This is a genomic window from Bradyrhizobium sp. MI1.7 (genome assembly GCF_055811795.1).
On sequence record NZ_JBVVPO010000023.1, the window covers coordinates 61,093 to 81,344 of the forward strand.

The following is a 20,252-nucleotide window of genomic DNA, read 5'->3' on the forward strand; positions in this document are numbered from 1 at the left end:
TTCCGAAGGTCGTCGGGCCGAGCCCTTCAGTCGCCAATCTCTTTCAGAAAGGCCTTCGCGTTTGCGCAGGCTTCGTCCGTGACGCCAAAGCGGCAGGATTTCGCCAAGAAACGCCGCGCCCGGGCGTTGTTCTTTTCGACGCCGATACCTTTGATCAAGTGAAATCCCATCATCGTGCATGCCCAGGGATCGTCTCGGCCGCATGCCAGTTCATACGTCCGATTGGGACAGGCATAGTCGCCGCTGTCTTCCATGCTGGCGGCAACGTTCGTACAGCCTGAAGCAACGCCGAGCTTGCAGGCCCTCAGAAACAGCGCATCGGAGAGCGGCCCGGTCTTGATCATCCGCTGGACGACGAGTGCGGCTGCGTAGCAGTCGCTCGCGTTGCCCGCCCGACAGCGATCAAGGCACTGCTCCGCCGCAGCCGAGCATCCTTCGATCGAAAAAGCAGGTGCGCCCGCGTTCGCCGGCATGGAGTCAGCGGGGCATTGCTCGGCTCGCGGAAGCCAATCCGGCCATGTCCCTTCCATCTTCCCAATCGCGTCATTGTTGTCCGCCGCGTCTACGGGCGTCGGCGCGGAAAGGCCCGCAGCGGAGATGATGACAAGGGCTGCCAGCAGCGGACGTATCTTGCGGTGCGGCATTGCAATTCTCGTCAGGGCTCCACGGGATCCTGCAGCATTAGTGATCCGAAGGATACACCTTTGAATTGTAGGTGCGCTCGCAGGTCGCCACAAGGCGTTGCATCGGGGCGCCGCCCCAAAACAAAAACCCCGGCATCGCTGCCGGGGTTTCGCATTCCGTATCGTATCTGAACGGCTGGATCAGAAGTCCATGCCGCCCATTCCGCCGCCCGGGGGCATCGCCGGACCGGCGCCGCCCTTCTTGGGCAGCTCGGCGACCATGGCTTCCGTGGTGATCAGGAGCGCGGCAACCGAGGCTGCGTTCTGGATCGCGGTACGGACCACCTTGGTCGGGTCGATGATGCCCTTGGTGACCAGGTTGACGTACTCGCCGGTCTGGGAGTCGAAGCCGTAAGCGTAGGTCTTGTTCTCCAGGATCTTGCCGACGATCACCGAACCGTCTTCACCGGCGTTGATCGCGATCTGGCGAGCGGGAGCCGACAGCGCCTTGCGCACGATCTCGACGCCGGTCTTCTGGTCGTCGTTCTTGGTGCGCAGACCCTTGAGCTGCTCGGAGGCACGGAGCAGGGCGACGCCGCCGCCCGGGACGATGCCTTCCTCGACCGCCGCGCGGGTCGCATGCATCGCGTCATCAACGCGATCCTTGCGCTCCTTCACCTCGACCTCGGTCGCGCCGCCGACGCGGATCACCGCGACGCCGCCTGCGAGCTTGGCGAGACGCTCCTGGAGCTTCTCACGGTCGTAGTCCGAGGTGGTCTCCTCGATCTGCGCCTTGATCTGGGCCACGCGCGCCTCGATGTCGGCCTTCTTGCCGGCGCCGTTGACGATCGTTGTGTTCTCCTTGTCGATCATCACCTTCTTGGCGCGACCGAGCATGTTGAGCGTGACGTTCTCGAGCTTGATGCCGAGATCTTCCGAGATCGCCTGGCCGCCGGCCAGGATCGCGATGTCCTGCAGCATGGCCTTGCGGCGATCGCCGAAGCCCGGAGCCTTGACGGCCGCGACCTTCAGACCACCGCGCAGACGGTTGACGACGAGGGTCGCGAGCGCTTCGCCCTCGACGTCCTCGGCGACGATGACCAGCGGCTTGCCGGTCTGCACCACGGCCTCGAGCAGCGGCAGCAGCTCGTTCAGCGAGGAGAGTTTCTTCTCGTTGATGAGGATGTAGGCGTCGTCCATCTCAACGCGCATCTTGTCGGCGTTGGTGACGAAGTAGGGCGAGATGTAGCCGCGGTCGAACTGCATGCCCTCGACGACGTCGAGCTCGGTCTCGAGCGACTTGGCTTCCTCGACGGTGATGACACCCTCGTTGCCGACCTTCTTCATGGCGTCGGAGAGGAACTTGCCGATTTCGGCATCGCCGTTCGCCGAGATGGTGCCGACCTGGGCGATCTCGTCGTTCGAGGTGACCTTCTTGGAGTTCTTGACGAGGTCGGCGACCACGGCTTCCACGGCCAGGTCGATACCACGCTTCAGGTCCATCGGGTTCATGCCGGCGGCAACCGACTTTGCGCCTTCACGAACGATCGCAGCCGCGAGCACGGTTGCGGTGGTGGTGCCGTCGCCGGCCGCGTCAGCCGACTTGGAGGCGACTTCGCGCACCATCTGCGCGCCCATGTTCTCGAACTTGTCGTCGAGCTCGATCTCCTTGGCGACGGTGACGCCGTCCTTGGTGATGCGGGGAGCGCCGAACGACTTGTCGAGGACGACGTTGCGGCCCTTGGGGCCGAGCGTCACCTTGACGGCGTTGGCGAGGATGTCGACGCCACGCAGCATCTTGTCGCGTGCATCGACGCCGAATTTGACTTCTTTAGCTGACATCTGGATTTTTCCTTAGGTGTTTAGCTGGTGGGGAGAGGGGGCTCTTAGGCCGCCTTCTTCTTGGAAGCGGGGACGTCGAGGACGCCCATGATGTCGCTTTCCTTCATGATCAGCAGGTCGACGTTGTCGATCTTGACCTCGGTGCCGGACCACTTGCCGAACAGCACGCGGTCGCCGACCTTCAGGTCGATCGGGATCAGCTTGCCAGCTTCGTCGCGGCCACCGGGGCCGACGGCGACGACTTCGCCCTGCGAGGGCTTTTCCTTGGCAGTGTCGGGAATGATGATGCCGCCGGCGGTCTTCTCTTCTGCGTCGATACGCTTGACCACGACGCGGTCGTGAAGCGGACGGAATTTCATGCAGTCCTCCTAAGTAGTTGCACGGTATGGGAATTTTTTGGCGTTAGCAGTCTGTGCCCGCGAGTGCTAGCACAGGCGAAGCTGAAATAGGACAGGAATTTTGCGGGGGCAAGGGCTTCTAGCAGAAAATTCGGCACTCTGAAGGCCCGGGTGCCAGAATCTCTTTACCATCGTTAACCCGCTCGGTGACCGTATTAGCACGGAGCCGTCTCTGCTGCTAAAGCATTGAATTTCAACAGCTTGTTAAACTTTTGGGCTTGAGATGGATTGTCAGTTTGCGTCACATTTCTCTCATGTGAGCGCATCAGTACCGGGTGGCTCGTAAGGCGCACACCGACCAAGCCGCCCTTTGAATGCGCTCCTGCAAAGGAGGTTGGCATGGGCTTGCGGAGTGGGGGCGTTTCCGAAGATTTCCGGAAACAGCTTTTGGGTTACGGGCTGACGACGGCGCAAATTCTCTATCGGATGCCCGATCATCCCTCGCTTCTCCAGACCTACGTCTGGCAGAACTACGACATGTTTCCGAAATTTCCGGCGCTGAAGGATTTCCTGGCGTTCTGGCAGGAGAAGCTCGACGGTCCGCTCCATTCGGTGACCGTCGCGCATTCCAAGCTGATCAAGCCGGCCGAGCTGCGCGCCGTGGATGGCGTGTTCCGGCTGCATTGAACAGCGCGCCGGCATCGTAGAGTGGGCAAAGGCGCGCTCGCGCCGTGCCCACCATCTCTCCGCGATTGCATCTGGCAATGGTGGGCACGCTTTCGCTTTGCCCGCCCTACGATATCTCGTTCTGTGCTAGCCTCCGCCCATAACAACAGGGAGGCGGCCCATGGCCAAGAAAACAAAATCGCGCAGCGCAACCCAGGCCGCGGTGAAGAAGCGGAGCGGAGCCAAGGCCGTGGCACGATCCTCGGCGCGCAAGGCGGTGAAGGCGAAGGCGCGCACGACACCGGCGAAGGCCGCTCCGAAAAAGCCCGCCCGTCCCAAGCAGCGCATCGCCATCAGCCATCACCGCGAGGAAGACTTCAAGGCCGACGGCCTGCGCGCCTACGCAAAGTATCGCGACCTCGGCATCGCCGAAGCCAGCCACGGCCTCGCGCAAGCCCACGTGATCCGCCTGCAAGGACCCTGCGATCCGAACGAGGTGTCGAAGCTGCACTTCCACGACGTCGAATTCCAGATGGTCTACGTGCTCAAGGGCTGGGTGAAGACCTACATGGACGGCCAGGGCGAGACCTTGATGAAGGAAGGCAGCGCCTGGACCCAGCCGCCGAAGATCAAGCACATGATCCTGGATTATTCGGATGACGTGGAGCTGCTGGAGGTGATCCTGCCGGCGGAGTTCAGGACGGTGGAGTTGAAGGCGTAGACGCAGTCGGGAAGGGCGCGCACGTCTCTCCGCTCGTCATTGCGAGGAGCCCTTGCGACGAAGCAATCCAGACTATCTCCGCGGAAAGATTCTGGATTGCTTCGCTTCGCTCGCAATGACGGGTGGAGAGAGCCTAACTCAACACCCCCACCACCGCGCCCATCAAACACGTCGTCAGCGTTCCCGACACGATCGATTTCAGCCCGAGCGCGTTGATCTCCTCGCGCCGCCCCGGCGCCATCACACCTAAGCCGCCGATCATGATGCCGAGGCTGGCGAAATTGGCGAAGCCGCACATTGCGTAGAGCATGATCAAGCGCGAGCGCGGATCGAGCGTATCGGGCGGCAGCTTCGAGAAGTCGACATAGGCGATCAGCTCGTTGAGCACGGTCTTGGTGCCCATCAGGCTGCCGGCGGTCACCGCCTGGTCCCAGGGCAATCCCATCAGCCAGCACACCGGCGCCATCACGAGGCCGAGCAGCCGTTGCAGCGAGATCGCGGCGCCGCCGATATTGGGCAGCAGGCCGAGGATGGCGTTGACGAGATAGACCAGCGCCACCAGCACCAGCAGCATGGCGACGATGTTGATCAGCAGTTCGATCCCCGCGCTCGTCCCCTTCACGATCGCATCCATCGGGCCGGAGACGTCCATCTCAGGATCCTCCAGCGCGCCGCCGGTGCGCTTGTCGGAAGTCTCCGGCACCATGATCAGGCTGACGAGGATCGCGGCCGGCGCGCCCAGCACCGAGGCGATGACGAAATGGGCGGCGGCATCGGGAATGAGCGGCGCCAGCAGCGTCGCGTAGAGCACCAGCACCGTGCCGGCGATGCCGGCCATGCCGCCGGTCATCACCAGGAACAATTCGCTGCGCGTCATCTGCGCCAGATACGGCCGCACGAACAGCGGTGCCTCGACCATGCCGAGGAAGATGTTGGCCGCGGTCGAGAGCCCGACCGCGCCGCCGACGCCCAGCGTCCGCTCCAGCAGCCAGGCCATGCCACGCACGACCGGCGGCAGCACGCGCCAATAGAACAAGAGCGTCGTCAGCACGCTCATGACCAGCACGATCGGCAGCGCCTGGAACGCCAGGATGAAATCGGCGCCCGGCACCTTCGCGTCGAAGGGCAGGGGACCGCCCCCGACATAGCCGAACACGAAGGAGGAGCCGGCGCGCGAGGCCGCGGAGATCGCGCCGACAGCGTCGTTGATCGCCCCAAAAGCCCGTGCGACGACGGGCACTTTCAGGAGGACAGCCGCGGTGACGAAGGTCGCGATGAGGCCAATCGCCGCCTGCCGCAGCGATACGGCGCGGCGATTCTCCGCCAACGCGAAAGCGATCAACAGCAATGCGAAAATGCCGAGTGCCGACTGCAAGCGCAGCATGGTGTCCCCAAAACCCCCAATGATTATGGTCGCGCCCGCGTTGCAAACGCAATGCCGGGAGATGACCTGAACCTCCCGCTGTTGACAAGCAGGTGCGCCTCAGTCACGCGAGGGCACGTCGACATCAGGGGGCGGACGGTCCAGGGTGACCCAAGAGGCGATGCCAGAGCAGCCAATATCAGCCAGTCCGCCGGTCAGTGCCCGCGCGCTCCTCGCCCACCGCGCTTTCCTGTTCTTCCTGCTCTCGCGCAGCCTGTCGCGCTTTTCCAGCCAGATCGCGGCGGTCGCGATCGGCTGGCAGATCTATGATCTCACCGGCTCGGCCTTCGATCTCGGCATGGTCGGCCTCGTGCAGTTCCTGCCCACCGCGCTTCTGGTGTTCGTCGCCGGCCACGCCGCCGACCGTTTCGAGCGCAAGCGCGTGGTCCAGCTCTGCCAGCTCGTGGAAGCCGCCACCGCGCTCTATCTCGCAATCATCACCTATCTCGGCCTGGTCAGCGAGGTGCAGATCTTCATCGCGACCTTCGTGCTCGGCATTGCCGGCGCCTTCGAGAGCCCGACCACCGCGGCTCTCTTGCCGCTGATCGCGCCGCAGGGATCGCTCCAGCGCGCAACCGCAGTCGCGAGCGGCGCGGGGCAGGTCGCGACCATCACGGGTCCGGCGCTCGGCGGCTTTGCCTATGCGGTCGCGCCGCATCTTGCCTTTGCCGTGATGCTGCTGTTCTGGATTCTCGGGATGATTTTGACTGGCTTCATCCGGCCGCGCCCGCAGGCGGTCTCCAAGGAGGGGACGGACGCCGACAACATCTTCGCCGGCGTCCGCTTCATCCGCAGCAATCCGGCGATCCTCGGCACCATCTCGCTCGATCTGTTTGCCGTGCTGTTCGGCGGCGTCACCGCGCTGTTGCCGATCTATGCCCGCGACATCCTCCAGACCGGCCCGATGGGGCTCGGGATCTTGCGCGCCGCGCCCGCGGTCGGTGCGCTGCTGATGACCATGGTGCTCGCGCGTCACGCCATCTCGCGGCATGTGGGCCTGCGCATGTTCCAGGCTGTGATCGTGTTCGGCGTCGCCACGGTCGTGTTCGCGCTGTCGTCGTGGATGTGGCTGTCGGTGTTGTCGCTCGCGGTTCTGGGCGCCGCCGACACGATCAGCGTCGTGATCCGCTTCTCGCTGGTGCAGCTCTCAACCCCCGACGAGATGCGCGGCCGGGTCGGCGCGGTGAACTTCCTCTTCATCAACGCCTCCAACCAGCTCGGCCAGTTCGAGAGCGGCGTCGCAGCCGCGCTGCTCGGCGCGATGCCTGCGGCCGTGCTCGGCGGCGTCTGCACCGTCGCGGTCGCGCTGCTGTGGATGAAGCTGTTTCCGGCGCTGCGGCAGGTGGAGAGCTTGGAGTAGGGCTCCGCTCTATCATCCGTCGTTGCGAGGAGCAAAGCGACGAAGCAATCCAGAATCTCTCCGCGGAAACACCCTGGATTGCTTCGCTGCGCTCGCAATGACGATTGTGGAGGCAGCGCGGGGATTTAGCCGACGTCACCGCGTTTGCCAAAGGCAAGTCGCAACCCCACGCCGCCTACTGTGCATGGGGTTGTTTTTCACTTTTTTAGTTCAGCCCCGTCCGACAAACGGCATCTTGGTCGCCATGACCGTCATGGTCAGCACGTTGGCATCGAGCGGCAGGCCGGCCATGTAGGCGACGGCGTCGCCGACCGCCTTGGCGTCCATGCGCGGCTCGTGCTTGGTGGTGCCGTCGGGCTGCAGCACGCCGGGGCCGTTGACCATGCGATCGGTCATGGGCGTCGCGGCATTGCCGATGTCGACCTGGCCGACCGCGATGTCGTACATGCGGCCGTCGAGGTTGGAGGCCTTGGTGAGGCCCGTGATGGCGTGCTTGGTCGAGGTATAGGCCGCCGAGAACGGACGCGGCGCGTGCGCCGAGATCGAGCCGTTGTTGATGATGCGGCCGCCGCGCGGGCTCTGGTCCTTCATGATGCGGAAGGCGTGCTGGGTGCACAGGAACGGGCCGGTGAGGTTGGTGTTCACCACCGCCTGCCACTGCTCGAGGCTGAGATCCTCGAAGTTCACCGCCGGCGCGCCCATGCCGGCATTGTTGAACAGCACGTCGAGCCGGCCGTAGGTCGCCTTCACCTTGTCGAACAGCGCGGCAATGGAGTCCGGCTTGGTCATGTCCGCGGTGACGCACAGGCTCTTGCCCGCGGGGCCGAGCTTCGCGGTCTCCTCGAGCATGTCGAGCCGGCGCCCGACCAGCACCACGGTGAAGCCGATGTTCATCAACGCCAGCGACGCCGCGCGCCCGACACCAGTGCCCGCGCCCGTCACCACTGCGATCTTGTTTGCTTCACTCATCGTTTCCTGCCTTTTCTCTCTTCAAGTTGGCTGTCAGGTTTTTGGTTCTTTTTCGTTCTTGTAGGGCGGCCGCGGAATGTTCTGATGCGCCGCGCGCAAGGCCGCCGACCAGCGCGAGCGCAGGTCGTGGAAATAGGGCTCGCCCGCCTCGATGCGGTGGTTGAGATCGGCATCACAGGCGTCTGCACGCACCACCAGCACGTCGATCGGCAGCCCAACGCCGAGATTGGAGCGCATGGTCGAGTCCATCGAGATCAGGCTGGTCTTCAGCGCCTCGTAGAGCTCGACGTCGTAATGCATGGCGCGGTCGAGCACCGGCTTGCCGTATTTGTGCTCGCCGATCTGCAGGTAGGGCGTGTCCGTGGTGCACTCGATGAAATTGCCGGCGGTGTAGACCATGAACAGGCGCATGCGCGCGCCCTTGATCTGGCCTCCGAACAGGAAGGAGACGTCGAAGGAGACGTCTTCGGATCTCAGCGCCGGTCCTTCGGTCGCGTGCACCGCCCGGATCGCCCGGCCGATGCGCTGGGCGGCCTGGAACATGGTCGGCGCGTTCATCAGCGTCTCGATCTCGCCCGTGGTGGGGTCCTCCAGGCCTTCGGTCAGTGTCGACAGCACCGACTGGCTGATGGCGAGGTTACCGGCGCTGGCGATCGCCATGATGCGGTCGCCGGGTTTGGAGAAGATGTGGAGCTTGCGGAAGGTCGAGACATTGTCGAGCCCGGCATTGGTTCGGGTGTCGGCGATCATCACCAGACCGTCCCGAACCAGGATTCCGCAACAATAGGTCATTTCCCGTCCCCGAACGCGTTTGCGCGGAATTACTAGCCAATTTCGGGGAGGCATGAAACCCCCGATTCCCCGGGGGAGGTCGTCATTCTCCGGCGAAACGGTTGTCTCTGCCGCTCATTCAGCGGCATCGACGAGAAACGCCTCGTCGACGGGGACGCCGAGCGCCGTGACCAGCCGGTTGGTCTCCGCGGCCATGCCGACGATGGCGAGCATCTCGCCATATTCGGCCTCGGTCATGCCCTTGGCCCGTGCGCCCGCGGTGTGCGAATGGATGCAGTAGCTGCAGCCATGCGCGATCGAGACCGCGACATAGAGCATTTCCTTGATCTTGGGATCGAGCGCGCCGGGTGCCATCACCTCCTTGATGCTCTCCCAGGTCCGCCGCAGCGTCTTCGGATCATGCGCCAGCGCGCGCCAGAAATTGTTGACGAAGTCCGACTTCCGCACCTTGCGGATATCGTCGAAAACGGCGCGCGCCTCGGCGGAGAGTTCATCGTCCGAAAGCAGCTTTACGGTCGCCATGGGGTACCTCGCGGGGTCAGGTCTGATCCCGCGAGTGTAGCACGGCTCGAGCGCTCAGCCGGCATGCCCGGCCGAGCGGCGCAAGGCCAGCTTGCCGACGTCGACATATTGCCGCTGCTGCGCATGGGCGTGCTGCGCCCCGACGTGAACGTCGCGCAGGCGCCGCTGCAGCGGCGAGCTGTCGTAGACCGCGCTGCTTCCGGCCAGCGCAAAACAGGCATCCGCGATGCCGACGCAGGTCGTGGCGAGCCAGACCGCGGATCGGGCGCCCTCGATCATGAGGTCTTCGTCTCTCAGCGTGCCGGCGATCGCGCGGCGCCAGTGGCTGGCGATCTGCACCTCGAGCAAGGCCTGCGCAGCCCGGAGGTCGGCGGAAATCCGGCCGAGCTCGTACTGGAAGGTCTCGGACTCCCGCATCGGGACGGCCGCATACAATTGCTGCCTCCCGGTATGGGCCAGCGCAAGCAAGTCGTCGACAGTGCCTTCGGCGAGACCCACCGAGAATGCGCCGTGCACCAATGGCAACCATTGCCGCAACGCCTGATAGAGCGGACCCGACATGCGAGGGGGAGCTTCGACATCGAAGACATGGGTCTCGGGAACCAGCGTCTCCCGTAGCGTGATGTGATGGCTGCCGGTGCCCTTCAGCCCTGCCGCGTGCCAGGTGTCCTCGATCTCCCAGTCACGCGCCGGCAGCACAGCGACGCGAACCTGCGGCTTGCCTTGCGGGCCGGGGACCGGCTTGCCATTTTCGGTGACGATGCAGAACCCGCCGATCCAGTCGGCGTGGGTGCAACTGCTGGCGAACGGCCAGCGGCCCTTGACGCGATAGCCGTCGGCCACGCGCTCTGCCGTTCCACCCGGTTGGGATGAGCCGCAGATCGCCACGTCCGGACCGTCCTTATAAATTTGCTGGTACAGTTCAGGGTGTGCTGCGGCGGCGAAAAGGCTGCCGACTCCGCCGACAATCGAGATCCAGCCGATCGAGCCGTCGAGCTGGGTCAGTGCCTTGATAACCTCCAGTCCGGCCGGAAAATCCAGCTCCAGCCCGCTTTGGCTGCGCGGAACGAACATCCGGAAGAGCCCGATCGACCGCAGCCGTTCCACGAGGTCGGACGGGACGCGGCGTGCGGCTTCGATCTCCGCGGCGCGGGCCTTGATCTCGGGAGCCAACTCCCGGATCCCCGCAAGCATGTCTTGGTGGGGATCGCGCAGGGGCACGGAATGCTTCTTGTTCTTTTCGTGAAGCCGCATCTGTCTCAACCTCTGTTGCGGAAACGGATCACAACGGAGGTTGAAGAGATGGCGCTACGGGACGGTTTCAGCGCGGGCCGTCGTCGATTACAGCTGTAACGCTGCGACGTGATTGCGCCGCAGATGCCTCGTGACGAGATACCGCAGCGCCTAGCTTTGCCGCTGTGACTGCGACTGCGATTGCCCGCCGCGGCCGGCCTGCTCGACCTTCACGGCCACCGTCAGCGTCTCCGCACCGCCGCCATAGCGGGTGCCGCGCACGGGGGCTGCGCCGAGATAGTCGAGCCCGATCGCAACGCGGACATGGGCGTCGGTGGTGCAGATGCAGTTGGCGGGATCGAAGCCGACCCAGCCGAGACCGTCGACGTAAGCTTCCGCCCAGGCATGGCCGGCATCCTGGTGCACCGTGCCGTCCGAGCGCAGGAAATGGCCGGAGACGAAGCGCGCCGGCACGCCGCCGCTGCGGGCGCAGGCGATGAAGATATGCGCGTAGTCCTGGCAGACGCCGCGCTTGAGCGTGAACGCTTCGGCCGCCGAGGTGCCGCTGTTGGTCGGATCCTCGTCGAAGGTCATGTGATCGCTGATTTGCGTCATCAGCGTGTGCAGGAAGCCGAGCGTGTCTCTCTCGGCCTCGCTGCGCAACTGCCGCGCGACCGCCGTCATCGCCGGATTGACGGTGGTGAGGTCGGTGGCGCGCAAGAACATGCCGGCCGGAAAGCGCTCGTCGGCGCCGCGCAGCACGCCGCCGGTGTCGTGGGTCTCGATCAGGCCCTCGGCGGTGATCTTGATGTCGCCGACGGGTCCGCAGGACAGCACATGGGTGACGTTGCCGAAGGCATCCTCATGGGTGTCGAGCTTGGTGTCAGTCGAGACGTCGATCTGCCACTCCGCCACATACTGCCCGTCATGGCTGCCGGGCGTCATGCGCAGGATCTGGATCACGCTGGTGGCCGGCGGCTCGTAGCGATAGGTCGTGGTGTGCAGGATTCGCAGGCGCATGGTGGACCGTGAAGTTAGTGGTTAGACCCGCTGCCTATTGCGAAGAAGCTCGTCATGCCCGGGCTTGTCCCGGCCATCCACGATCTTCCTCGCCGCGCAAAAGCAAGAACGTGGATGGCCGGGACAAGCCCGGCCATGACGATATCCCGTTTTCGTCAGCCGGGGGACATCAGATCAAATACTGCTTCGTGATGATTTCGCCCAGCCTGGAATTGTCCGTGATGAATTCCTGAATGAATTCATGCACGCCGTGCTGGAAAATGTCGTTCATATTGCTGTGTTCCAGCCGGTTGCGGATGCCGCGGGCATGGCGCTGGGCGGGGCCCTGGCGGCCGTAGGCGACGCCGATCTGGTCGAGGTTGCGCACGAGATTGCCGTAGCAGCTTGCCAGTGAGCGCGGCAGCGTGTCGTTGAGGATGAGCAGGTCCGCAATCAGCCACGGCTTCAGCGTCTCGCGATAGACCCAGTGATAGGCTGTCAGCGCCGAGACCGAGCGCAGGATCGAGCTCCACTGATAGAAGTCGAGCGGGCCGCCGACATGCTCCTCCTCGGGCAGCAGCACATGGTACTTCACGTCGAGGATGCGCGCGGTGTTGTCGGCGCGCTCCAGATGCACGCCCATCCGCGAGAACCAGTAGGCGTCGTTGCGCAGCATGGTCCGGTAGGCCGAGCCGTCGAAGCGCAGCGAAGTCTCCTGCACGAAGCGCAGGAATTTGGCGAGATCCTCGCGCGTGGAGGTGCCCTTGCTCCAGACCTCCTGGAGTTCGATCCAGGCCGAGTTGATGGTGTCCCACATCTCGCTGGTGAGCGCGGTGCGCACCGAGCGCGAGTTCAGCCGCGCCGCCTCGATGCAGTTCCTGATCGATGATGGATTGCTTGCCGAGAACGAGAGGTAGTCGACGACGTTGTGCTCGTTGGCGACTTCGTATTGCTGATAGAAGCTCGCGGCGACGCCGGCGGTGAGAAGCGCCGAGTCCCATTCATTGGTCTTGCCGATATAGGCGGCGGGAAGCGCGGTGACGCGCAGCGTCGCATCGATGGTGCGCGCGAGATATTCGGCCCGTTCGACATAGCGGGCGAGCCAGTAGAGGTTTTCGGCGGTACGCGACAGCATCTGACTACTCGTCCAGGATCCAGGTGTCTTTGGTGCCGCCGCCCTGGCTCGAATTCACCACCAGGGAGCCTTCCTTGAGCGCGACCCGTGTCAGCCCTCCGGGCACGATCGTGGTGCTCTTGCTGCCGGTGAGCACGAAGGGGCGCAGGTCAACGTGGCGTGGCGCGAGGCCGCTTGCCGTACAGGTCGGGCAGGTCGAGAGCGCCAGCGTCGGCTGCGCGATAAAACCTTCCGGCTCGCGCTTGAGCTTTTCGCGGAAGGCCTCGATCGTCGCTTTCGTCGCGGCGGGGCCGATCAGCATGCCGTAGCCGCCGGAGCCGTGGACCTCCTTCACGACGAGCTCGCCGAGATTGTCGAGCACATAGGCAAGGTCCTTCGGCTCGCGGCAACGCCACGTCGGCACGTTCTTCAGGATCGGCTCCTCGCCGAGATAGAATTTCACGATGTCCGGCATGTAGGAGTAGATCGCCTTGTCGTCGGCGATGCCGGTGCCGACCGCATTGGCGAGCGTGATGTTGCCGGCCGCATAGGCCGACATCAGCCCGGGCACGCCGAGCACGGAGTCGGGACGGAAGGTGAGGGGGTCGATGAAATCGTCGTCGACGCGGCGATAGATCACGTCGATCCGCTTCACTCCCTCGGTCGTCCGCATGAACACTTCGTTGTTCTTGACGATGAGATCGCGGCCTTCGACCAGTTCGATGCCGAGCTTGTCGGCAAGGAAGGAGTGCTCGTAGTAGGCCGAATTGTAGACGCCGGGCGTGAGCAGGGCGACGGTCGGCTCGCCGGAGGCGCCTTGCGGCGCCACCGAACGCAGCGCGGAGAGCAGTTCGTCCGGATAGCGTTCGACCGGAGCCACCCTGTGGCGGGCGAACAGGTCCGGAAACAACCGCATCATGATCTCGCGGTTTTCCAGCATGTAGGACACACCCGACGGCGTACGGGCATTGTCCTCCAGCACGATGAAGTCCTCGGCATCGATCCGGACGATGTCGATGCCGGCGATGTGCACGTAGACGTCGTGCGGCACCTGCTGGCCGTTCATCTCGGGGCGGAACACCGGGTTCTGGAAGATCAGGTCGTCGGGCACGACCTCGGCGCGCAGGATGTCGCGGCCGTGATAGATGTCGCGCAGGAACATGTTGAGCGCGCGCACGCGCTGCTTCAGGCCCTTCTCCAGCAACGCCCATTCCTTGCCGGACATGATTCGCGGGATCACGTCGAAGGGGATCAGGCGCTCGGTGGATTCGGAATCGCCATAGACGGCAAAGGTGATGCCGATGCGGCGGAACAGGAGCTCGGCCTCCTGGCGGCGATATTCGAGCGCCTCGGGAGGCGTCTCCTTGAGCCAGCGCGCCAGCTCCTGATAGGCGGGGCGAAGGTCCCCGCCGGGAATGTTCATTTCATCAAACGCGACTGCCATAGATCCCGACTTGTCTCCGCAAGGCGTTGCGCCATTCGACAGGTCGCTAGGCCTTGGTGAAGACCGCAACGTCCTGGCCATGCGGCAAGAGTGCATGACTCTGAGGAGGTAGCAAGGGCTGGGCCAGCGCGATAAGCATGGAGTTGTGGCATTTGCCGGGGACAGCCGGGAGGGTGCCTCAAAAAATGGCTGAGGACTGCTTATTTCGGCAGCAAAACCGCGTGACTTCAACGCGTTACCTCGGCAAAGTCGGGCCGACAGGTGAGGGACTTAAGGTATGAGCGACATCGTCACGGCGGGCATTCTGGTCATCGGGGATGAAATCCTGTCCGGCCGCACCAAGGACAAGAATATCGGCTTCATCGCCGAATACCTGACCAATATCGGCATCGACCTGAAGGAAGTCCGGGTCGTCTCCGACGACGAGGACGACATCATCGCGGCGTTGGATGCACTGCGGCATCGCTACGCCTATGTCTTCACCACCGGCGGCATCGGGCCAACCCATGACGACATCACCGCCGACAGCGTCGCCAAGGCGTTCGGCGTCGGCATCGACCACCATCCGGAGGTCGTCGCCCGCTTCCGCGAGCGCTGGAGCGAGCAGGACCTCAACGAGGCCCGCCTGCGCATGGCCCGCATCCCCGATGGCGCCGAGCTGATCCAGAGCGCGACCATCCTCGCCCCCGGCTTCAAGATCGGCAACGTCATCGTGATGGCCGGCGTGCCCTCGATCATGCAGGCGATGATGGACATCGTCTCGCCCAAGCTGAAGTCGGGCGTGCGTATGCTCTCCGAATCGGTCCGCGCCAATGCGCGCGAAGGTGACATCGGCAGCCCGCTGCGCGCGATCGCCGCCGCCCATCCCGACACCATCATCGGCAGCTATCCGTTCATGGACGAAGATCAGAAGCCGAACACCAATCTGGTGGTGCGCTCGCGCGACGCGGACAAGCTGGCAGCGGCGATGGCGGCGGTGAAGGAAATGCTGGCAGGATTGAACATCACCCGGTAGCAGAATGGCTGCCGGATGAAGATTGGCAGGAGACAACAATGGCTGGCGAAGCACCGGAACTGAGCGCGCAGGAGCGGGCCGGCAAGGCCTTTCCTGTTTCGTGGGACCAGTTCCACCGCGACTGCCGGGCGCTGACCTGGCGGCTCAACGAGGTCGGCCCGTTCCACGCCGTCATCGCGATCACCCGCGGCGGGCTGGTGCCGGCCGCGATCGTGGCGCGCGAGCTCGGTGTCCGCATCATCGATACGGTCTGCATCGCCAGCTACGACCACGACAAGCAGGGCGAGCTCCAGGTCCTCAAGGGCATGTCCGAGGCGGCGATGAAGCTCGGCGGCGGCACGGGGAAAGGGCTGTTGATCGTCGACGACCTCGTCGACACCGGCAAGACCGGCAGGCTGGTGCGCGACATGCTGCCCGATGCGCATTTCGCCACCGTCTACGCCAAGCCGAAGGGACGCCCGCTGGTCGACACCTTCATCACGGAAGTCTCGCAGGACACCTGGATCTTCTTCCCCTGGGACACCGCGCTGTCCTACCACCCGCCGCTGCGCGACGGCGCGGCGTGAGGGAAGCGACGAAGCAAGCCAGACGATTTCCGCAGACGCATTTCTGGATTGCCTCGCTTCGCTCGCAATGACAGGTGGAGGTGGCCATGCCCCTGCAAAACCGTGTCACGCCGACCGGCGACATCATCGCCACGCCGCACCGTGGCCTGTTCACCGGCAATCGCGGCATCATCCATGATCCCGCGACCAGGACGCTGCTCAAGAAGCGGTGGTCGTCGCCGGCCTGGCTCACCTGTGTTTGCGAATTCCGCGGCCGCCGTCGCGAGGTGATGACGACGCATAGCTGGACCGAGCTGTTCTTCCTCGACGAGGCCACCGCGCTCGCCGCCGGCCATCGCCCCTGCTTCTACTGCCGCCGTGACGACGCCAATCGCTTCCGGGCCGCGTGGGAGAAGGGCAACCGCGTCCGTGACGTTCGCATGCACGATATCGACACGGTGCTGCACCACGAGCGGCTCGATCACGGCAAGAAGCGGCTTCACGCGCTGCTGGTGCCGCTCGACCAGCTTCCAGACGGCGCGATGCTGCAGCAGGGCGAGGAAAGCTTTCTGCTGATGCGGGGCGGGACGCTGTTGTGGTCGACGGCGGGTTATGTTGAAGGCGCGCGAGAGCTTGACGATGCGCAGTTGCTGACCCCGCCATCGACGCTGCGCGCGATGAGCGCCGGCTATGAGGTCACATTGCACCCCAGCGCGCACCGCGCCTGACCGTCCCCGCAAGGGGGGGAAAGCAGCGAGCGTGTGGCTATTTCAGCGGCCGCCCCTGCTCATCCACTGTCGTCCGCGCATCGCGCAGCGCCCATTCGCGCATGATCTGGCGGCAGCGGGTGAGCTCGGCCTCGGTTGCCGTACCCGTATCCTTGGACGCACGCTCGACCATGGCCTTGCAATTCAGCAGCACCGAGCGATCCTCCGCGCGCGCAGCGAATGTGATCCCCGCAAGAGCCGTGACGACGAGTGCCGTTCGGAGCACCATCACCCCAGCTTCTCGCGCGCCAGCGCGGCACCGGCGCCGAGCGCCATCAGCTTGGCCTCGGCGATCTCCCGCCGCATCGGCGCCATGCCGCAATTGGTGGTGGCGATGATGTTGCCCTTGGGAACGAACTTCGACACCGCGTCGATCACCTGCACGACGTCCTCGGCCGTCTCCACCGTGTCGCTGGCGACGTCGATCACGCCGGCCTGCACGATCTTGGTCTTGAGCAGCGCGAGCAGGTCGAGCGGCACCTTCGAGTTGCGGCACTCGATCGCGACCTGCTGGATCGGGCTCGCGTCGATCGCCGGAAAGATCTGCTCGTACTGCCGCCACTGCGCGCCGAGCGTCTCCTTCCAGTCTGTGTTGGCCTTGATGCCGTAGCCGTAGCAGATGTGCACGGCGGTGGCGCAGGTCAGCCCCTGCGCGGCACGCTCCAGCGCCTTGATGCCCCAGTCGTTGACCTCGTCCATGTAGACGTTGAAGGCGGGCTCGTCGAACTGCACGAGATCGACGCCGTCGGCCTGCAATGCCTTGGCTTCCTCGTTGAGGAGATCGGCGAAGGCAAAGGCCATCTTGACGCGATCACCGTAGTAGCGGTCCGCAATCGTGTCGATGATGGTCATCGGGCCGGGCAGGGTGAACTTCAGCTTCTTCTTCGTGTGCGTGCGCGCCACGCGCGCCTCGTCGGCATGAACACGACCTTTGAGCTGAAGCGGCGCGACCACCTGCGGCACCATCGCCTTGTAGCGGTCCTTGCGGATGCCCATCTCGACCTTGTGGGCGAAATCGATGCCGTCGATCTTCTCCAGGAAGCCGTGCACGAAATGCTGGCGGGCCTGCTCGCCCTCCGTGACGATGTCGATGCCGGCATCCTCCTGGACCTTGACGGCAAGCATCGTCGCGTCGCGCTTGGCGCGGAGTAGCTCGGCGCCTTGCGACTTCCAGGGTGCCCAGAGCATGTTCGGCTCGGCGAGCCATTCCGGCTTCGGCAAGGAGCCGGCGATCGTGGTTGGAAACAGCATGGCGGCTCTCCCGGCAGGTTGTGTTGCGCCCCTTCCTGCCATGTCTTAACGTCAAGGTACAGAACAACAAAAGTCGCTCTCTATTCCATTGGCGACGACAGGGAAGGGCGATGATCGACCTCTTTTATGCGCCGACGCCGAACGGCTGGAAAATCTCGATCATGCTGGAGGAACTCGGGCTCCCCTATAACGTGAAGCCCGTCAATATCCGCGCCGGCGAGCAGTTCAGCCCCGAATTTCTGGCGGTCTCCCCCAACAATCGCATTCCCGCGATCGTCGACCACGCACCCGCCGACGGCGGTGCGCCGTTCTCGGCGTTCGAGACCGGCGCGATCCTGATTTACCTCGCCGAGAAGACCGGCCGCTTCCTGGCCAGCGATCTGCGCTGTCGCTCGACGACCATCCAGTGGGTGATGTGGCAGATGGCGGGCCTCGGGCCGATGCTCGGCCAGCACGGCCATTTCGCGCTCTATGCGGCGGAAAAGATCCCTTATGCGATTGAGCGTTACCGCGACGAGGCCGCGCGGCTCTATGGCGTGCTCGACCGGCAGTTGGCCAAGACCGGCGCCTATGTCGCCGGCGACTATTCCATCGCGGACATCGCCTGCTTCCCCTGGACCATGACCCACAAGGCGCAGGGCTTTACGCTCGACGACTATCCGAACGTGAAACGCTGGTACGCCGAGGTGCGCGCACGGCCGCAGGTGCAGGCGGGGCTTGCGATCGGCAAGTTCGTGAAAGAGCCGTTCGACGAGGAATCACGCAAGATCATGTTCGGACAGCGTGCCAGGGAAGTGCTGGGAAAGAAGTAGGCTGCTCGCCCCATCGTCATTGCGAGGAGCGAAGCGACGAAGCAATCCAGACTGGTTCCGCGGAAAGATTCTGGATTGCTTCGCTTCCGCCGTCGCTCTTCGAGCTATGGCGGACAAGTCGCTCGCAATGACGGGGATAGAGCACGACAAACAAGACGCAAAGGAAACGCCATGATTGAATTCTTCTTCGACTGTTCCAGCCCCTGGACCTATCTCGCCTTCCACAACATCCAGCCGCTGGCAAAGGAGTTGGGGGCCGAGATCATCTGGCGGCCGATCCTGGTCGGCGGCATCTTCAACACGGTCAATCCGAGCGTCTACGCGCAGCGCGAGACGCCGGTGCCGCTGAAGGCGCGCTACATGAAAAAAGACCTCGCCGACTGGTCGCGCTCGGCCGGCCTCGCGATCAAGATGCCGCCGACGGTGTTCCCGGTGAACAGCGTGAAGGCCATGCGCGGCTGCATCTGGCTGGGGAAAGACATGGTGCCGTTCGCCACTGCCGTGTTCGAGACCTATTGGGGCGGCGACAAGGACATCTCGCAGGACGCCGTGCTCGCCGAGATCTGCAGGAAGGTCGGTGTCGACGAGCAGAAGTTCTTTGCCGGCATCTCCGAGCAGGCAATCAAGGACCAGCTCAAGGCCAACACGGAAGAGGTCGTGGCACGCGGTGGCTTCGGCTCACCGACGATCTTCGTGGGCAAGACCGACATGTACTTCGGCAACGACCGCCTGCCGCTGATCCGCGAGGCGCTCGAACGCAGCAAGGCGAGTGCGGCCTGATGGTGCGGGCTGTCGTCTGCCGCGAACTCGGCGCGCCCGAGACGTTGCGGCTGGAGGAGTTTCCGTCGCGCGCCGTCAAACCGGGTGAGGTGCGCGTTGCGATCCGCGCCGCCGGATTGAACTTTCCGGACGTGCTGATGGCGGCCGGCGAATATCAGCTCAAGCCGGAGCTGCCGTTCACGCCCGGCATGGAGGCCGCCGGCGACGTCACCGAGGTGGGCGCAGAGGCAAGCGGCGTAACCGTCGGCGACAAGGTCATCGTGAAGATGCGCCATGGCGCCTTCACCGACGAAGCGGTGGTGACGCCGACGCAGCTAACGCCGATGCCGTCGACGTTCGACTATGCGGAAGCCGCGACCTATCTGGCCGGCCATGGCACCGCCTATCACGCGCTGATCGATCGCGGCCGGGTCATGCCGGGCGAGGTGTTGCTGGTGCATGGCGCCGGCGGCGGCGTGGGGCTTGCCGCGGTCGAGATCGGCAAGATGCTGGGCGCGACCGTGATCGCGACGGCCTCCAGCGACGAGAAGCTCGCGATTGCGAAATCGCGCGGCGCCGACCATCTCGTGCGCTACGATCGCGAGCCGTTTCGCGATGCCGTCAAGCGCATCACAGACGGCCGTGGCGCCGACGTCGTGTTCGATCCCGTCGGCGGCGAGGTGTTCGAGAACTCGATGCGCTGCATCGCCTGGGGCGCGCGGCTGCTGGTGATCGGCTTTACCGGCGGCATCGGCTCGGCGAAGACAAACCTCTTGCTGATCAAGGGCGCCAGCGTGCTCGGCGTGCGTGCGGGTGAGGCGGTACGGAAGAATCCCGCGCTCGGCGAGGTGCGCCTGAAGGCGCTGTTGCAATGGGCGGAAGAAGGCAAGCTCCGCCCCAACGTCTCGCACCGCCTGCCGCTGCAGGATTATGCTAAAGCGATGCGGCTGTTGATCGACCGCAAGGCGATCGGGCGTGTGGCGCTCGTGATGGATTGACGGTGCCGTAGGGTGGGCAAAGCGAAGCGTGCCCACCATTCTGGTTTCGATTGCTGATA

Annotated in this window: 22 protein-coding genes; 9 read left to right on the forward strand and 13 right to left on the reverse strand. The window is 64.3% G+C overall.

All coding sequences use genetic code 11. The annotated features are described in order from the left end of the window. Positions 1 to 26: 26 nt before the first annotated feature. The 3 genes from AC0L3X_RS21585 to AC0L3X_RS21595 all read right to left on the reverse strand — a co-directional run bounded on the left by AC0L3X_RS21585 (position 27) and on the right by AC0L3X_RS21595 (position 2,824). A complete protein-coding gene (locus AC0L3X_RS21585; protein WP_354102224.1) occupies positions 27 to 644 on the reverse strand; it encodes an SEL1-like repeat protein in 618 nt (205 codons plus the stop codon). A 180-nt stretch (positions 645 to 824) separates the two neighbouring features. Then, entirely contained in the window at positions 825 to 2,465 is a 1,641-nt protein-coding gene (groL, locus tag AC0L3X_RS21590) for a chaperonin GroEL (protein WP_473316731.1), read from the reverse strand. Between the two features lie 44 nt (positions 2,466 to 2,509). Then, a complete protein-coding gene (locus AC0L3X_RS21595) occupies positions 2,510 to 2,824 on the reverse strand; it encodes a co-chaperone GroES (protein WP_008139213.1) in 315 nt (104 codons plus the stop codon). A 378-nt stretch (positions 2,825 to 3,202) separates the two neighbouring features. Here AC0L3X_RS21595 and AC0L3X_RS21600 point away from each other — a divergent pair, with 378 nt between their 5' ends. Together AC0L3X_RS21600 and AC0L3X_RS21605 are read left to right on the forward strand one after the other, a co-directional pair. Further along, positions 3,203 to 3,490, forward strand: coding sequence for an usg protein (locus AC0L3X_RS21600; protein ID WP_014494242.1), 288 nt, complete (start codon positions 3,203 to 3,205; stop codon positions 3,488 to 3,490). Positions 3,491 to 3,650: 160 nt separating this feature from the next. Then, positions 3,651 to 4,190, forward strand: a complete 540-nt coding sequence (locus AC0L3X_RS21605; protein WP_283016956.1) for a cupin domain-containing protein — start codon at positions 3,651 to 3,653, stop codon at positions 4,188 to 4,190. Between the two features lie 133 nt (positions 4,191 to 4,323). Here the strand turns inward: AC0L3X_RS21605 and AC0L3X_RS21610 are convergent, their stop codons facing one another. After that, positions 4,324 to 5,574, reverse strand: coding sequence for a NupC/NupG family nucleoside CNT transporter (locus AC0L3X_RS21610; protein WP_283016955.1), 1,251 nt, complete (start codon positions 5,572 to 5,574; stop codon positions 4,324 to 4,326). A 160-nt stretch (positions 5,575 to 5,734) separates the two neighbouring features. On the opposite strand from AC0L3X_RS21610, the gene AC0L3X_RS21615 reads away from it, so the two are divergent. Next, a complete protein-coding gene (locus AC0L3X_RS21615) occupies positions 5,735 to 6,973 on the forward strand; it encodes an MFS transporter (RefSeq protein WP_283016954.1) in 1,239 nt (412 codons plus the stop codon). A 210-nt stretch (positions 6,974 to 7,183) separates the two neighbouring features. On the opposite strand, the gene AC0L3X_RS21620 is transcribed toward AC0L3X_RS21615, so the two are convergent. The 7 genes from AC0L3X_RS21620 to AC0L3X_RS21650 all read right to left on the reverse strand — a co-directional run bounded on the left by AC0L3X_RS21620 (position 7,184) and on the right by AC0L3X_RS21650 (position 14,046). Next, positions 7,184 to 7,942 (reverse strand): SDR family oxidoreductase, encoded by a 759-nt coding sequence (locus AC0L3X_RS21620; RefSeq protein ID WP_028150002.1) that lies wholly within the window; start codon positions 7,940 to 7,942, stop codon positions 7,184 to 7,186. Positions 7,943 to 7,975: 33 nt separating this feature from the next. Beyond that, positions 7,976 to 8,734 (reverse strand): proteasome-type protease, encoded by a 759-nt coding sequence (locus AC0L3X_RS21625; protein ID WP_283016953.1) that lies wholly within the window; start codon positions 8,732 to 8,734, stop codon positions 7,976 to 7,978. Positions 8,735 to 8,848: 114 nt separating this feature from the next. Then, entirely contained in the window at positions 8,849 to 9,256 is a 408-nt protein-coding gene (locus tag AC0L3X_RS21630; protein ID WP_283016952.1) for a carboxymuconolactone decarboxylase family protein, read from the reverse strand. 54 nt (positions 9,257 to 9,310) lie between these two features. Then, the gene (locus AC0L3X_RS21635; protein WP_473316732.1) at positions 9,311 to 10,510 is read right to left on the reverse strand and encodes an acyl-CoA dehydrogenase family protein; all 1,200 of its coding nucleotides are present in this window, start codon (positions 10,508 to 10,510) and stop codon (positions 9,311 to 9,313) included. Positions 10,511 to 10,660: 150 nt separating this feature from the next. Further along, entirely contained in the window at positions 10,661 to 11,509 is an 849-nt protein-coding gene (locus tag AC0L3X_RS21640) for a transglutaminase family protein (RefSeq protein ID WP_283016950.1), read from the reverse strand. A 169-nt stretch (positions 11,510 to 11,678) separates the two neighbouring features. Further along, positions 11,679 to 12,623, reverse strand: coding sequence for an alpha-E domain-containing protein (locus tag AC0L3X_RS21645; RefSeq protein WP_028150006.1), 945 nt, complete (start codon positions 12,621 to 12,623; stop codon positions 11,679 to 11,681). Positions 12,624 to 12,627: 4 nt separating this feature from the next. Then, the gene (locus AC0L3X_RS21650) at positions 12,628 to 14,046 is read right to left on the reverse strand and encodes a circularly permuted type 2 ATP-grasp protein (RefSeq protein ID WP_354102221.1); all 1,419 of its coding nucleotides are present in this window, start codon (positions 14,044 to 14,046) and stop codon (positions 12,628 to 12,630) included. A 277-nt stretch (positions 14,047 to 14,323) separates the two neighbouring features. Here AC0L3X_RS21650 and AC0L3X_RS21655 point away from each other — a divergent pair, with 277 nt between their 5' ends. The 3 genes from AC0L3X_RS21655 (at position 14,324) to AC0L3X_RS21665 (ending at position 16,334) form a co-directional block, all read left to right on the forward strand. Beyond that, positions 14,324 to 15,061: a competence/damage-inducible protein A gene (locus AC0L3X_RS21655; protein WP_166091725.1), complete on the forward strand. Its 738-nt coding sequence runs from the start codon at positions 14,324 to 14,326 to the stop codon at positions 15,059 to 15,061. A 38-nt stretch (positions 15,062 to 15,099) separates the two neighbouring features. Next, positions 15,100 to 15,627, forward strand: a complete 528-nt coding sequence (gene gpt, locus AC0L3X_RS21660; protein WP_028150009.1) for a xanthine phosphoribosyltransferase — start codon at positions 15,100 to 15,102, stop codon at positions 15,625 to 15,627. 86 nt (positions 15,628 to 15,713) lie between these two features. Beyond that, complete coding sequence (locus AC0L3X_RS21665) at positions 15,714 to 16,334, forward strand: hypothetical protein (RefSeq protein WP_135216894.1); 621 nt, start codon at positions 15,714 to 15,716, stop codon at positions 16,332 to 16,334. A gap of 37 nt (positions 16,335 to 16,371) precedes the next feature. Here AC0L3X_RS21665 and AC0L3X_RS21670 read toward each other — a convergent pair whose 3' ends face one another. Together AC0L3X_RS21670 and AC0L3X_RS21675 are read right to left on the reverse strand one after the other, a co-directional pair. Next, a complete protein-coding gene (locus tag AC0L3X_RS21670) occupies positions 16,372 to 16,602 on the reverse strand; it encodes a hypothetical protein (RefSeq protein ID WP_063982454.1) in 231 nt (76 codons plus the stop codon). Next, positions 16,602 to 17,624 (reverse strand): methionine synthase, encoded by a 1,023-nt coding sequence (locus AC0L3X_RS21675; protein WP_354102220.1) that lies wholly within the window; start codon positions 17,622 to 17,624, stop codon positions 16,602 to 16,604. Before AC0L3X_RS21675 ends, AC0L3X_RS21670 begins: the two co-directional genes overlap by 1 nt. 110 nt (positions 17,625 to 17,734) lie before the next feature. On the opposite strand from AC0L3X_RS21675, the gene AC0L3X_RS21680 reads away from it, so the two are divergent. The 3 genes from AC0L3X_RS21680 (at position 17,735) to AC0L3X_RS21690 (ending at position 20,193) form a co-directional block, all read left to right on the forward strand. Beyond that, positions 17,735 to 18,436, forward strand: coding sequence for a glutathione S-transferase N-terminal domain-containing protein (locus AC0L3X_RS21680; RefSeq protein WP_354102219.1), 702 nt, complete (start codon positions 17,735 to 17,737; stop codon positions 18,434 to 18,436). A 171-nt stretch (positions 18,437 to 18,607) separates the two neighbouring features. After that, entirely contained in the window at positions 18,608 to 19,216 is a 609-nt protein-coding gene (locus tag AC0L3X_RS21685; RefSeq protein ID WP_354102218.1) for a 2-hydroxychromene-2-carboxylate isomerase, read from the forward strand. Continuing rightward, positions 19,216 to 20,193 carry an NADPH:quinone oxidoreductase family protein gene (locus tag AC0L3X_RS21690; RefSeq protein WP_354102217.1) on the forward strand — a complete coding sequence of 326 codons (978 nt, stop codon included), beginning with the start codon at positions 19,216 to 19,218 and terminating at the stop codon, positions 20,191 to 20,193. Before AC0L3X_RS21685 ends, AC0L3X_RS21690 begins: the two co-directional genes overlap by 1 nt. Positions 20,194 to 20,252: the final 59 nt, after the last annotated feature.

Coding starts and splice junctions, on each gene's coding strand:
- AC0L3X_RS21585 (WP_354102224.1), bottom strand. CDS start 644: ATGCCGCACCGCAAGATACGTCCGCTGCTGGCAGCCCTTGTCATCATC.
- groL (WP_473316731.1), bottom strand. CDS start 2,465: ATGTCAGCTAAAGAAGTCAAATTCGGCGTCGATGCACGCGACAAGATG.
- AC0L3X_RS21595 (WP_008139213.1), bottom strand. CDS start 2,824: ATGAAATTCCGTCCGCTTCACGACCGCGTCGTGGTCAAGCGTATCGAC.
- AC0L3X_RS21600 (WP_014494242.1), top strand. CDS start 3,203: ATGGGCTTGCGGAGTGGGGGCGTTTCCGAAGATTTCCGGAAACAGCTT.
- AC0L3X_RS21605 (WP_283016956.1), top strand. CDS start 3,651: ATGGCCAAGAAAACAAAATCGCGCAGCGCAACCCAGGCCGCGGTGAAG.
- AC0L3X_RS21610 (WP_283016955.1), bottom strand. CDS start 5,574: ATGCTGCGCTTGCAGTCGGCACTCGGCATTTTCGCATTGCTGTTGATC.
- AC0L3X_RS21615 (WP_283016954.1), top strand. CDS start 5,735: ATGCCAGAGCAGCCAATATCAGCCAGTCCGCCGGTCAGTGCCCGCGCG.
- AC0L3X_RS21620 (WP_028150002.1), bottom strand. CDS start 7,942: ATGAGTGAAGCAAACAAGATCGCAGTGGTGACGGGCGCGGGCACTGGT.
- AC0L3X_RS21625 (WP_283016953.1), bottom strand. CDS start 8,734: ATGACCTATTGTTGCGGAATCCTGGTTCGGGACGGTCTGGTGATGATC.
- AC0L3X_RS21630 (WP_283016952.1), bottom strand. CDS start 9,256: ATGGCGACCGTAAAGCTGCTTTCGGACGATGAACTCTCCGCCGAGGCG.
- AC0L3X_RS21635 (WP_473316732.1), bottom strand. CDS start 10,510: ATGCGGCTTCACGAAAAGAACAAGAAGCATTCCGTGCCCCTGCGCGAT.
- AC0L3X_RS21640 (WP_283016950.1), bottom strand. CDS start 11,509: ATGCGCCTGCGAATCCTGCACACCACGACCTATCGCTACGAGCCGCCG.
- AC0L3X_RS21645 (WP_028150006.1), bottom strand. CDS start 12,623: ATGCTGTCGCGTACCGCCGAAAACCTCTACTGGCTCGCCCGCTATGTC.
- AC0L3X_RS21650 (WP_354102221.1), bottom strand. CDS start 14,046: ATGGCAGTCGCGTTTGATGAAATGAACATTCCCGGCGGGGACCTTCGC.
- AC0L3X_RS21655 (WP_166091725.1), top strand. CDS start 14,324: ATGAGCGACATCGTCACGGCGGGCATTCTGGTCATCGGGGATGAAATC.
- gpt (WP_028150009.1), top strand. CDS start 15,100: ATGGCTGGCGAAGCACCGGAACTGAGCGCGCAGGAGCGGGCCGGCAAG.
- AC0L3X_RS21665 (WP_135216894.1), top strand. CDS start 15,714: ATGCCCCTGCAAAACCGTGTCACGCCGACCGGCGACATCATCGCCACG.
- AC0L3X_RS21670 (WP_063982454.1), bottom strand. CDS start 16,602: ATGGTGCTCCGAACGGCACTCGTCGTCACGGCTCTTGCGGGGATCACA.
- AC0L3X_RS21675 (WP_354102220.1), bottom strand. CDS start 17,624: ATGCTGTTTCCAACCACGATCGCCGGCTCCTTGCCGAAGCCGGAATGG.
- AC0L3X_RS21680 (WP_354102219.1), top strand. CDS start 17,735: ATGATCGACCTCTTTTATGCGCCGACGCCGAACGGCTGGAAAATCTCG.
- AC0L3X_RS21685 (WP_354102218.1), top strand. CDS start 18,608: ATGATTGAATTCTTCTTCGACTGTTCCAGCCCCTGGACCTATCTCGCC.
- AC0L3X_RS21690 (WP_354102217.1), top strand. CDS start 19,216: ATGGTGCGGGCTGTCGTCTGCCGCGAACTCGGCGCGCCCGAGACGTTG.